This is a genomic window from uncultured Polaribacter sp., from assembly GCF_947495205.1.
GTDB lineage: Bacteria > Bacteroidota > Bacteroidia > Flavobacteriales > Flavobacteriaceae > Polaribacter.
Map to the genome: position 1 here is coordinate 237084 of NZ_CANLXV010000004.1, position 13337 is coordinate 250420.

Consider the following 13337-nt stretch of genomic DNA (forward strand, 5'->3'; position numbering starts at 1 on the left):
AATATTAAAAAAGTTTAAGAAAGTTTTATGGTTAATCATGTTTTAATGCTAAAACTATCACAACTATATTTCTTAATTTAGCAAAAATTAAGAAAATTTATCTATGGACATCAACTTCAATAAAAACGAAGATTATAATAGATTACTAGCATCAGATTTACGTAAAAGACTTGTAAAAGTAAAAGTAGGTGGTGGTCAAAAAAGAATAGACAAACTACATCAAAAAGGAAAATTAACTGCAAGAGAAAGAGTTGATTATTTACTAGATAATAATGAAAAATCTATAGAAATTGGTGCTTTTGCCGGTGAAGATATGTATGCAGAACACGGAGGTTGTCCTGCTGGTGGTGTAATTGTAAAAATTGGCTATATACAAGGTACACAATGCATTGTAGTTGCAAACGATGCTACTGTAAAAGCGGGCGCTTGGTTTCCTATTACGGGTAAAAAGAATTTAAGAGCACAAGAAATATCCATAGAAAACAAACTTCCTATTATTTATCTAGTAGATTCTGCAGGTGTATATTTACCTATGCAAGATGAAATTTTTCCTGACAAAGAACATTTTGGACGTATTTTTAGAAATAATGCAATAATGAGCAGTATGGGAATTACCCAAATTTCTGCAGTTATGGGAAGTTGTGTTGCTGGTGGTGCATATTTGCCAATTATGAGTGATGAAGCTTTAATTGTAGACAAAACTGCAAGTATTTTCTTAGCAGGAAGTTACTTAGTAAAAGCCGCCATTGGAGAATCTATAGATAACGAAACTTTAGGAGGAGCAACTACACATTGTGAAGTTTCTGGAGTTACAGATTACAAAGCAAAAGATGATAAGGATGCTTTAGACAAAATTAAATTTATTGTTGATAAAATAGGTGCTCCAGAAAATGCAGGTTTCAATAAAAAAGAAGCTTTTCCTCCAAAGGAGAAAGAAGAAGATATTTTTGGAATTTTACCCAAAGAAAGAAACGCGCAATATGATATGCTAGAAATCATTAAACGTTTGGTAGATAAATCTGAATTTGAACAATACAAAAAAGGTTACGGGCAAACCATAGTTACAGGTTATGCAAGAATTGATGGTTGGGCAGTTGGTATTGTTGCCAACCAACGTAAATTAGTAAAAACAACTTCTTCTAAAACCAAACCAACAGAAATGCAATTTGGTGGTGTTATTTATAATGATTCTGCAGACAAAGCAACTCGATTTATTGCCAATTGCAATCAGAAAAAAATACCTTTAGTATTTTTGCAAGATGTAACCGGCTTTATGGTAGGATCTAAATCTGAACACGGAGGCATAATAAAAGATGGTGCAAAAATGGTAAATGCTTTAAGCAATTCTGTTGTGCCAAAATTTACGGTAATTATTGGCAATTCTTATGGCGCTGGTAATTATGCCATGTGTGGTAAAGCCTTTGACCCTAGATTAATTGTTGCTTGGCCAAGTGCAGAATTGGCAGTTATGAGTGGTAATTCTGCAGCAAAAGTATTATTACAAATAGAAACTGCATCTCTTAAAAAAAGAGGAGAAGAAATTACACCTGAAAAAGAGGCTGAATTGTTTGATCAAATAAAATCGCGTTATGACAAGCAAATTTCTCCTTATTACGCGGCTGCCAGAATTTGGACAGACGCTGTTATAAATCCTCTAGACACCAGAACTTGGATTTCTATGGGTATTGAAGCTGCAAACCACGCTCCTATCGAAAAGAAATTTAATATGGGAATTTTACAGGTTTAAAAACTATTCTTCTAAAAGAAAAAATTTCATAAATAAATTATAAATCATGACTAATATCACAATTAGTCATTTTTTTATGCCTTATTTTTGTAATATAACTATATAAAACATGAGTAAAGCCATATACATTGCTACCGTAGAATCTGATAGTGGAAAATCTTTAATATCATTAGGGCTTTTAAGAATGATGCTAACCAAATCTTCTAAAGTAGGTTATTTTAGACCCATTATTAATGAGTTAAATGAAAACCAAATAGATGAGCACACCAATACTGCAATCAACTTTTTTAATTTAGAAATAGATTATAACGACTGTTACGCTTACAAACAAGGTGAGGTAGTAGAACTTTTAAGTGAAGGAAAAGAAGATGAAGTAATACAAACCGTTATAAAAAAATACAAGAAATTAGAGGCCAACTACGATTATGTGCTTGTAGAAGGTACAGATTTCTCTGGAAGTGGTGGTTTTACTGAACTTGACGTAAATTTAATGATTGCCAAAAATCTAGGAATACCAGCACTAATTGTAGGTTCTGGAAACGGCAAAAAGAAAAAAGATTTTATAAATACCATGCAATTATCTTACAATTCTTTTGTTCAAAAAGAGGTGGATGTTTTGGGTATTATTGCCAACAAAATCGAAGTAGACGAGGTAGATTATATTCAAGAAGAATTAACCAATCATTTTCCTAAAGAATTACAAATTGACATTATTCCTAAAATAGATTTTTTAGCTTTCCCAACCGTAAAAGAAGTTGTTAAAGCCTTAAACGGAGTTGTTTTGTTTGGCGATCAGTTTTTAGAAAATGCCATTGGAAGCTACAGTACTGGTGCAATGCAACTTAGAAATTATTTAACAAGAATAAAAGAAAATGCATTGGTAATTACACCTGGAGATAGAGCAGATATTATTTTAGGCGCCTTACAAGCAAACGCATCTAAAAACTATCCTAAAATTGCGGGCATTATACTTACGGGCTCTTTAATACCAGAAGAATCTATCTTAAAATTAATAGAAGGTGTACAATCTACAGTGCCTATTATTGCTGTTAATGGTGGTACATTTAACCTAACTAATAAAATTGGAGCGGTAAAATCTAAAATTTATGCTTCACACAACAAAAAAATATTATTGTCTTTAGATACTTTTGATAAACATGTAAGCGCAGAAGGTCTTACAAACATACTTACTTCTTATCAATCAGATAAATTAACACCAAGTATGTTTCAATATAATTTATTACAAAAAGCAAGAGTACATAAAAAACATATTGTTTTACCAGAAGGAGAAGATGAACGTATTATTACAGCTGCAGCACGTTTACAATTATTAGATATTGTAGATTTAACGCTGTTAGGAGACAAAAATGCGATTCAACTAAAATGCGATCAAATTGGTTTACAAATAGATTTAGATAAAATAAATATTTTAAATCCTACAGATTCTATTCATAATAAAAACTTTGAAAGCACTTTGTACGAAGCAAGAAAACATAAAGGAATGTCTGAAACTACCGCAAAAGATTTGGTGCATGATGTTTCTTATTTTGGTACTTTAATGATTTTAAACGGTTTGGCAGATGGTATGGTTTCTGGAGCAGTACACACCACAATGCACACCATAAAACCTGCTTTACAATTGATAAAAACAAAACCAGGGGTTTCAGTGGTTTCATCGGTATTTTTTATGTGTTTGTCAGATAGAGTTTCTGTTATGGGAGACTGTGCTGTAAACCCAAGCCCTAATGCAGAACAATTGTCTGAAATTGCTATTTCATCTGCACAATCTGCAGAAGCTTTTGGCATAGAAGCTAAAGTTGCAATGCTCTCCTACTCTTCTGGAAGTTCAGGAAAAGGAGAAGAAGTAGAAAAAGTAAGAAAAGCCACAGAATTAACAAAAACCAAGAAACCTGCTTTAAAAATTGAAGGCCCTATACAATATGATGCAGCAGTTGATATGTCTGTAGCCAAAACTAAAATGCCAGATTCTAATGTGGCAGGACAAGCTTCTGTGCTAATTTTTCCAGATTTAAATACAGGGAACAATACCTACAAAGCCATACAAAGAGAAACAGGTGCTTTGGCTATTGGCCCAATGCTACAAGGTTTAAACAAACCTGTAAACGATTTAAGTAGAGGTTGTACTGTAGATGACATTTTTAACACGGTTTTACTAACAGCAATTCAAGCAAACCAGGATTAGTTGTTGGTTGTTAGTAACAAAAAAACTTAAATCTTAACGAAGCTCACTGTAAAATAAATAAGTAATTAATTAAAAATAAAAATAGTAATTAAAATAGTAGATTTTTAAATTATACAGCAACTTTACAACTCAAACAAAATGAAAATACTAGTATTAAATGCAGGTTCTTCTTCCTTAAAATATCAAGTAATAGAAATGCCTAAACAAATTGTAAAATGTGTTGGTCTGGTAGAAAGAATTGGAATGGAAGATGCCATATTTAAGCATGAAAAAGAGGGAGAAGAATTTTTGGAAACGTTGCCAATTTTAAATCATAAAATAGGTTTGCAAAAAATTGCAGATACCTTAACAGACCCTAAAATTGGCGTAGTTACTAATGCAAATGAAATTGAAGCTGTTGGGCACAGAGTAGTTCACGGTGGTAACAAATTTAGCAAAACAGTGCTTGTTACAAAAGAGGTAAAAAGCAACATAAAAGCCTTATTTGATTTAGCTCCATTGCACAATCCAGCAAATTTAACAGGAATAGAAATTTCAGAAACCATTTTTAAATCTGCCAAACAAATCGTTGTTTTTGATACTGCTTTTCATCAAACCATGCCAAAAAAAGCCTATCAATATGCAATTCCTAATAATTATCTAGACAACCATCATATTAGAGCATATGGCTTTCATGGTACTAGTCATAAATACGTTTCTGAAAAAGCAATAGAAAAACTTGCCCTAAAAGATTCAAAAATTATTACCATTCATTTAGGTAATGGTTGCAGTATGGCTGCTTTACAAAATGGCAAAACTATAGATACATCTATGGGTTTTGGACCAATGAATGGTTTAATAATGGGAACCAGGTCTGGTGATATAGACCCTTCTGTAATTTTCTTTTTGATGAAAAAATTGAATAAAAACGCGGAAGAAGTAAATACTTTATTACAAAAAGAATCTGGTATGTTGGGCTTAACAGGACATGCTGATTTAAGAGAAATTACCGAAAAAGCAAGCAATGGCAATAAAAATTGTAAAAATGCACTTGATTTGGCAACTTACAAAATTCAAAAATATATAGGTGCTTTTACAGCCGCATTAAATGGTTTAGATGCTATTGTATTTACTGCAGGCATTGGAGAAAATTCTGCAATAATAAGAGCGCTAGTTTGTGAAAATTTAGACTTTTTGGGTATTGATTTAGATTTTAATAAAAATGCTTTAAAATCTAAAGAAATAAGAGAAATACAGAAAACTACAGGCAAAGTAAAAATATTTGTAATTCCTACTAATGAAGAATTAGAAATAGCCATACAATCTTACAATTTATTAAATTAACAAATACTTAAAAGCCTTTGAAATTGAAATTTCAAAGGCTTTTTTATGATTTTTAAGAAAGAATTAATCAATAGTTTTAGGTTTTAGGCTTCTTAACTTAATAATACTATCAATTAATATTTGCGCCTTTTTTTTGTAGATAGAATCATATCTGTCAGACAAACCGTCTTCTCTTGCATTCTTATTAATTCTTGCGTTATTAATGTATTTTAATTCCTTTTGCAACTTTCTTATAATGGCATCTGGATGTAACTTTTTTATATAGTTAACACCTAATTTTCGCAAACTATTGGTGTAACTTGCAACCTGCTTCTGATAAACTTTTTCCTTTTCTGGAGTCCATTTTTTAAGCGATTGCAACTTCTCTCGTTTTTCATTTAAAGCCTTAATTTTTGCTTTAATTTTTTGAATTAAAATAGTTTTATCTTGATAAACCTTATCAAACTTTACAACTCCTAATACTGAGTTAACTGCTTTAGCTTGTATGGCAAACATTAATAAACTAAATAATATTATTTTTTTAAACATTGTTTCAAACTTACAAATTAAAAAGACTATTCAAACAAAAATGAAACAAAAATAATACCAAAAAAAAGTCCTATAAAATTTTAGTTTTATAGGAACTCTTTTTAATTAATTTATAACAAAATTATTTAATACCTAATATTTTAATTGGTAGTATAAATACTTCTGAGGCTGTTTTTGTAGAAATTTTCTTGTAGTTTAATCTACTTTTAACAAAAGTATCTACCACTGCACTATTGGTCTCCACGGATAAAACTACAATTTCATTTTTATTATTAATCATAATTTTTACCGTTGCTTTTTCTGTATTAGTTAAATTTAATTCAGAATTTTTTAAAAGCTTTTGTACATCTTTTGTAATTGTTGTCATTACTTCTTTTTTATCAAGCGGTAATTCATTAGATGCTGCTACTAAATTACTAAACCCTAATAAAAAGGCTACTACTACTGTTTTAATTTTTAATGTATTCATTTTGTTTTTTATTTTTTTGTTTGTGTGTTTTAAAACTGATGCAAAAATACAAAGGAAAAAAACTTTAAAATGTTATAAATTCCTTAAAAAAATAAGTGATAAACACTTTAAAAATACACTATTTACATTAAATTGATATTAAAATTACGATTAATACATATACTAATTATTAAATACCCAAACAATCTTAACTTTAATTACTATTATGAATACTATAAAAAAGAAGTTTCTAACTATTATTAATAAGTACAAATAAACTGTTACGAATACTGCAATTCTTTAAAAAAAATCCGTTTTGTAAAAATTATGCCTTTTTAATTTGAGTAACAAAAACTGTATTTATTGCTATCTGTATAAAAGTATTCTTCAACTAAACACTAGTCTGTTTACTTATTTTATATTCTAAATTTCGATCTTATGGTTATGCTTTTCAATTTAAGCAAATTAAAATTTGATTAACCACTACAAAAAACATTATTTAAACAAACTAGAAACCTTTTGTATTAATAACTACTTAAAATTAAACGATTTAAAACAGATTAATATTTTTTTTTCGTAACTTAAAATAATTTTATCAAACTTTAATTATGAAGAAACCTATTATCCTTTGTATAATTATTATTTTCAGTATTACGCTATCCAACAATACAAAGGCACAGACAAAGACAAATCTTAAAAGTTTTGATAAAATAGCTTACGCAGAAAAAATCTACCTGCAACTGAATAGCACTGTTTTTACTACAGACCAAATTATATGGTTTAAAGCAATTGTTACCAACATTAACCATAAAAAATCTAACTTAAGTAATATACTTTATGTAGAACTTATAAATTTTGATGAAAAAATTATTGCTTCTAAACTAGTTAAGTTAAAAAACGGCATTGGAAATAATTTTTTTGATCTTCAAGAAAACACTCGCTCTTTACCAGCTGGTAAATACTTGGTACGTGCTTACACAAAATGGAATACAAATTTCAAAGAAAGCATTATTCACAAACAATACATTGATATTTATAAACCCACAAAAACAGCTTATGACAAAAAGGTAATTAGAAATGTTGTTATCTCTGAAAAAGCAAATAAAGCATTAGAACTTTCCGCTAAAGTGTTTCCAAAAATAATTAATCCAGCATTTAAGGGAAAACTAAAAGTATTTTTAAGTATTGATAACAAGAAGGATTCATTAATAGTTCTTAAAGATAAAAACAAAGAATACTCTTTTAATTATATACTACCTTCTAACGCTGTTAAGGCTAAAATTGATATTCAATTAGATGCTGTAAGAATAAAAAACAACAACTTTAAAACCTTTAATTCTTACAGTAAAACAATAGGTATTGATAAAAATTATATCGATTTACAATTTTTTCCAGAAGGTGGCAAACTTGTACATGGACTAACAAGCAATATTGCCTTTAAAGCTTTAGATTATAAAAACGAAGGAATACCAATTAGTGGAATTATTAAAGATAAAAATGGGATTTCTATTACTGAATTTAAAAGCAACCAGTTAGGAATGGGATTTTATCAATTAAAACCTGATAAAGACAATTCTTATTATGCAGAAATTATTAAAGATCCAGAAACTACTTACAAATTTCAATTACCTAAAACCCGTGAAAAAGGACATGTATTAAGTGTAAAATCTAGTCAAGATTTTTTTAATGTATTAGTACACTCCAACCTTTCTAAAACCGATAGTTTATTTATAAAGACACAAGCAAGAGGTATAACTTATTCTAAAACTAAAGTGCAATGCAAAAAAGGTAGCGTAAAAATGGCTTTTAAAAAAAGCTTGTTTCCCGAGGGAATTGTAACATTTACTGTATTTAACAAAAACAAAGTACCTCTTTGCGAACGCCTGGTATTTAATTTTAAAGAAAATAGCAATCGTTTAAAAATTAGCGCAAAAACAGATAAAAAAATATATAAACAGCGAGACAATATTACTTTTGATATTCATGTAAAAGACAGCCTAAACGCAAAAACCTCTTTTTTAGTTTTAAACAAAAAACAGTTGGGTGAGATGCAATTTCAAAGAGGAAATATTTTGTCGTACTTTTTATTAGAATCAGAATTAAAAGGAAAAATTGAACAACCTAATTTTTATTTTAACACCCAAAACAAACATCGTTTTTATGCCATGGATGCTTTATTATTAACACAAGGTTGGCGAAATTATATTTTTAAGCCTACTAATAAAAAAATCGAGTTTAAACATCAACCTGAAAAAAAATTGCAAATTTCTGGGACCGTTGAACAATATACAAAGCGAAAAAGAAAGCCTAAAAAACCAGTAAACCTGACATTAATGACCCTAGACAAAAAAAATTTACAAGCCAAGGTTTCTACTATAGATAGTTTAGGTAGATTTTCTTTTGATTTAGAAGATATTTTTAATAGCGAATTGGAATATTTAATACAAACAACAAACCATAAAGGTAAAAAAAAGGAATTGACCATTAATATAGACAAACCAACTCCTTTAAACATAAACTTTGAAAAACTAGAAAAATTACAACTTGCAGATGAATTTAATCTTTACGTAAAAGAAAATAGAAAAAGATTTGCGAAAGAAAACCCATTTCGTGTAGATAAAAATGGTTTTGTGTTAGATGAAGTAATTGTAAAAACAAGATTACTTTCTCCTATTCAAAAAAAAATGACTGAAGAACACGGTGAACCCGATGTTATTATTGAAGAAAAAGAATTGAAATCTAAAATTAAAAAATGGTCTTATGGTTTGTTTAGTATTCTAACTTTTAACTACGCTGCAGATATAAATGTAATTAATGTTCCTTTAAATTATATAGCAGATTCTACTACACTAAGTTATGTACAAGGAACAAACTTTAGTTTTAGCACTCAAAACGGCACGCCTGTAGACATAGTTTCAATTAAATCTAATGACCCTGATGCAGTTGGAGGTTTCTCTTACGCCCATGTTTATGATACTTTTTTTACTTTTACTATTATAGATGGTATACCTGTAAGAATACAAGACTATCCTTTATTAGAAAATATTCCATCCGAAGAAATTAAAAGTGTAGAAATTATAAGGTTTCCAAAAAATTCTGCAAAATATTATTACGATGTATTTAATAAATTTATGCCAGCTGGAATTAGACCGGATTTTTCTTTTCTAAATATTTACACCCATACAGGTAAAGGCTTATTTGGCATTACAGAAACAAAAGGTATCTATAAAAATATCTTACCTAGTTTTGCTATTAGCAAAGAATTTTACGCTCCAAAACACCAAAATTTAACTAAAAGAGATTGGGAAGTACCAGATTTACGCTCAACCATTTTTTGGCAACCAGAAGTAAAATTAGATAAAAACGGAACTTCAAAAATAGAATTTTATACAGATGACAATATTGGAGAAATGATGGTTATTATAGAAAGTATTGCTGATGATGGAAAACTTGGTTATTATGAAACTACATATAAAGTTAAAAAAAACTGATAAAATCTAACTTTTAACAAATTATGATATTCAAATGAATTTGTATGTTTTTTTTTAATTAGCACTGCTCTCACATTTAAATTTCTAACAAAATTGATAGGTACAACATATTATCTCGAAAATTTTACAATAAAAAAACCCAAAACAAATTACTGCTTTGGGTTTACATTTTAAAAAAACTTATTTTTAGTTTCTAGACATCGTTAAATCATCTCTCCATAAAATTTCTGCACGTCCACCTACACATCTGTAAGCTCCCATACGAATTCTCATTTCCTCTGGATCTGCAGATTGACCAGCTGTATTCTGAACTGAAATTTCAAATGTTTTTGCTACACCGTTAATATTAACTCTAACTCGCTGTCTTTTTCTACCACCACTTGTATAAAATTCTGTTCTAATGGTTACGTTAAAGTTTCTATTACGTTTTACTGTTGCAATTTTTATTAGTCTTCTACCTGAGCTTGAAGATCCACCTCTTTTCTTTACAAGTTCTGCATAGATTTCAAATTCTTTTATTTTTCCATTACTATCTCTTATTACACCACCAAGACCATTATTAGATCTTTTTGGTTTTGCAATAAATAATACAATTGCAGGATCTCTAGATTCTCTTAAATCTGTTCTTAAATTTGTGTGTTTTCCTTTAACTTGCGCAATATACGTTCCGTTTTTATCTCTCATGTCATTAGGAGCATAAGGGCCATTTACTAAACCAGTATTTAAAATTCTTACAGTACCTGAAATTTCAATGTATTTACCGTTAGAGAAATTTGTCTGCGGACTTGTACGCTCCATTCTAACTTGTAATTTACCCGACTGGTTATTAGCGCTGTTTAATCTGTACCCACCCCAATTGTAACTAGAACCATAAGTAGATTGTTTGTAATCATAAGAACAACTTCTATCATCTATGTTAGTACTAATACTAGAGTTATAATCAGTACCACTTATGGCATCAATTATATCCCAATCATTGGTGTCACAAACACCTTTTGCTTGCAGTTCATTTTCTAAAGCAGCTTCTTTTCCAATAGACTGTTCTTCATTTAATAATTCATTATCTTCTTGTTGACAAGAATAAAATGTTCCTAGGGACATTAAAATCACTAAAGCCCCCACCTTAGTGTTAAAATCTCTCATAATTAAGTTAATTTAGTATATATTATTTTTGCCAAAAATAGAAATGATACCATGTTCAACTATCCTGCACAATCCTGATATAACGCAAAAAATTGAATAGATTTTTAACAAAATCACATTAAAACCCTTAAAATCATAAATTTAAATTAAAACCAAAAGATTTATGAAATTTAACTTTTTTTTAATATACGAAATATAAACACAAAAAAAACCTCGTTTTCACGAGGTTTTTTACTTCTACAAAGTTATTAAAACAATAATTTATCCTAAAACTTCACTTACTTTATCTGCTGCTTCTTGAAATTCTGTTGCAGAAATTATTTCCATTCCAGAATTATCTATCAATTCTTTTGCTTCTGTTGCATTTGTACCTTGTAGTCTACAAATAATTGGCACTGTAATTTTGTCTCCCATATTTTTGTATGCATCTACAACACCTTGTGCAACTCTATCACAACGTACAATACCACCAAAAATATTTACTAAAATTGCTTTTACAGCTGGGTCTTTTAGAATAATACCAAATGCAGTTTCTACTCTTGCTGCATCTGCAGTACCACCAACATCTAAAAAGTTTGCTGGCTCTCCTCCAGATTCTTTAATTAAATCCATAGTACCCATTGCTAAACCAGCACCATTTACCATACAACCTACGTTACCATCTAAATCTACATAATTTAAACCTGCAGCTTTGGCTTCTACTTCAATTGGGTTTTCTTCTCTTAAATCTCGCATTGCAGCGTAATCTTTATGTCTGTATAACGCATTTTCATCTAAGGAAACCTTAGCATCTACAGCCATTATTTTAGAATCAGAAGTTTTTAAAACCGGATTAATTTCAAACATAGAAGAGTCTGATTTGATGTAAGCAGTATATAAAGCTGTAACAAATTTTGTCATTTCTTTAAAAGCAACACCAGATAAACCTAAATTAAAAGCAACTTTACGCGCTTGAAAAGGCATAATTCCTAATAAAGGATCTATTTCTTCTGTAAAAATTAAATGTGGAGTTTCCTCTGCAACTGTTTCAATATCCATTCCACCTTCAGTAGAATACATAATCATGTTTTTGCCAGTTGCTCTGTTTAATAAAACAGACATATAATATTCATCTGGTTCTTCATCTCCAGGATAATACACATCTTCTGCTATCAAAACTTGATTTACCAACTTTCCTTCTGCAGAAGTTTGTGGTGTAATTAACATCATTCCTAAAATATCATCAGAAATACTTTTAACTTCATCTAAGTTTTTAGCTAGCTTTACACCTCCACCTTTTCCACGACCACCTGCATGTACCTGAGCTTTTATAACATGCCAACCTGTGCCAGTATCTTCTGTTAATTTTTTAGCTGCAGCAACTGCTTCTTCTGGTGTATTTGCTACAATTCCTCTTTGAATTCTAACTCCAAAACTATTTAATATTTCTTTTCCTTGATATTCGTGTAAGTTCATCCTTTGTAATATTTTAAACGTAAGCAAAAGTACAAATTCAGATATAAAATTTAGCACTCTACCTCATAAAAAAACCAAAAATTAAATAGAAAAACTTTCTTTAAGAATTCTTTAACAACTTTGCATTATAATTTCAAAAAAATACAAATATTCAATAATTTAAAAATTTAAAAATTCGCAAATATTTTGTAAGTAATTGTAAATGTTATAGACTATATGGTTATAAGAAATAGTTTTAGTATTATTTTTTGAGTTATTTAAGTTTTTGAATTTGGAAATCAGAGGTACTTCTATGTATTTCTGATTTCTTTTTTATAATTTCGTTACAAATTATAAAGAATGATTGTTTGTAAAAATATTCACAAATATTATGGTGATGTAGAAGTACTAAAAGGTGTAAATCTTACCATTAAAAAAGGAGAGGTTGTGGCTATTGTAGGTCCTTCTGGCGCTGGAAAAACTACACTTCTACAAATTTTAGGAACCTTAGACAAGCCCATAAACAAAAAAAATTCTGAGCTTACACTCAATAATATTTCTTTAAAAGATTTAACTGACAAACAACTTTCTAGCTTTAGAAATAACCATGTTGGGTTTATTTTTCAATTTCATCAATTATTACCAGAATTTACCGCTTTAGAAAACGTTTGCATACCTGCATTCATTAATAAAAAATCTAAAATAGCAACTGAAAAAAGAGCAAAAGAAATCCTAGATTTTTTAGGACTATCTCATAGAATTCAACACAAACCAAATGAACTCTCTGGCGGAGAGCAACAACGCGTTGCAGTTGCGAGAGCGCTAATCAATAACCCATCTATAATTTTAGCAGATGAACCCAGTGGAAATTTAGACAGCGAAAGCGCTAAAAATTTACATGAGTTGTTTTTTAAATTAAGAGACCAATTTGGGCAAACCTTTGTTTTAGTAACGCATAACGAAGAATTGGCGGCAATGGCAGATAGAAAACTAACAATGAAAGATGGTAAAATTATTTAG

The 13337-nt window shown here is 29.5% G+C and carries 9 protein-coding genes; 5 read left to right on the forward strand and 4 right to left on the reverse strand.

Annotation, left to right across the window (positions count from 1 at the left end):
• Positions 1-103: 103 nt before the first annotated feature.
• The 3 genes from Q0762_RS05670 (at position 104) to Q0762_RS05680 (ending at position 5273) form a co-directional block, all read left to right on the forward strand.
• Positions 104-1747, forward strand: coding sequence for a carboxyl transferase domain-containing protein (locus Q0762_RS05670; RefSeq protein WP_298764661.1), 1644 nt, complete (start codon positions 104-106; stop codon positions 1745-1747).
• 109 nt (positions 1748-1856) lie between these two features.
• On the forward strand, positions 1857-3950 hold the full coding sequence (gene pta / locus Q0762_RS05675) for a phosphate acetyltransferase (RefSeq protein ID WP_298764662.1): 2094 nt from the start codon (positions 1857-1859) through the stop codon (positions 3948-3950).
• Positions 3951-4088: 138 nt separating this feature from the next.
• The gene (locus Q0762_RS05680; protein ID WP_298764664.1) at positions 4089-5273 is read left to right on the forward strand and encodes an acetate kinase; all 1185 of its coding nucleotides are present in this window, start codon (positions 4089-4091) and stop codon (positions 5271-5273) included.
• Positions 5274-5336: 63 nt separating this feature from the next.
• On the opposite strand, the gene Q0762_RS05685 is transcribed toward Q0762_RS05680, so the two are convergent.
• Together Q0762_RS05685 and Q0762_RS05690 are read right to left on the reverse strand one after the other, a co-directional pair.
• On the reverse strand, positions 5337-5801 hold the full coding sequence (locus tag Q0762_RS05685; protein WP_298764666.1) for a hypothetical protein: 465 nt from the start codon (positions 5799-5801) through the stop codon (positions 5337-5339).
• Positions 5802-5922: 121 nt separating this feature from the next.
• On the reverse strand, positions 5923-6270 hold the full coding sequence (locus tag Q0762_RS05690; protein ID WP_298764668.1) for a hypothetical protein: 348 nt from the start codon (positions 6268-6270) through the stop codon (positions 5923-5925).
• Between the two features lie 587 nt (positions 6271-6857).
• Here Q0762_RS05690 and Q0762_RS05695 point away from each other — a divergent pair.
• Positions 6858-9740, forward strand: a complete 2883-nt coding sequence (locus tag Q0762_RS05695) for a hypothetical protein (protein ID WP_298764671.1) — start codon at positions 6858-6860, stop codon at positions 9738-9740.
• Positions 9741-9926: 186 nt separating this feature from the next.
• Here Q0762_RS05695 and Q0762_RS05700 read toward each other — a convergent pair whose 3' ends face one another.
• A complete protein-coding gene (locus Q0762_RS05700) occupies positions 9927-10841 on the reverse strand; it encodes a hypothetical protein (RefSeq protein ID WP_298764673.1) in 915 nt (304 codons plus the stop codon).
• A gap of 303 nt (positions 10842-11144) precedes the next feature.
• On the reverse strand, positions 11145-12338 hold the full coding sequence (gene sucC, locus Q0762_RS05705) for an ADP-forming succinate--CoA ligase subunit beta (protein WP_298764675.1): 1194 nt from the start codon (positions 12336-12338) through the stop codon (positions 11145-11147).
• A 339-nt stretch (positions 12339-12677) separates the two neighbouring features.
• Between sucC and Q0762_RS05710 the strand changes: the two genes are divergently transcribed.
• Positions 12678-13337 carry an ABC transporter ATP-binding protein gene (locus tag Q0762_RS05710; protein WP_298764677.1) on the forward strand — a complete coding sequence of 220 codons (660 nt, stop codon included), beginning with the start codon at positions 12678-12680 and terminating at the stop codon, positions 13335-13337.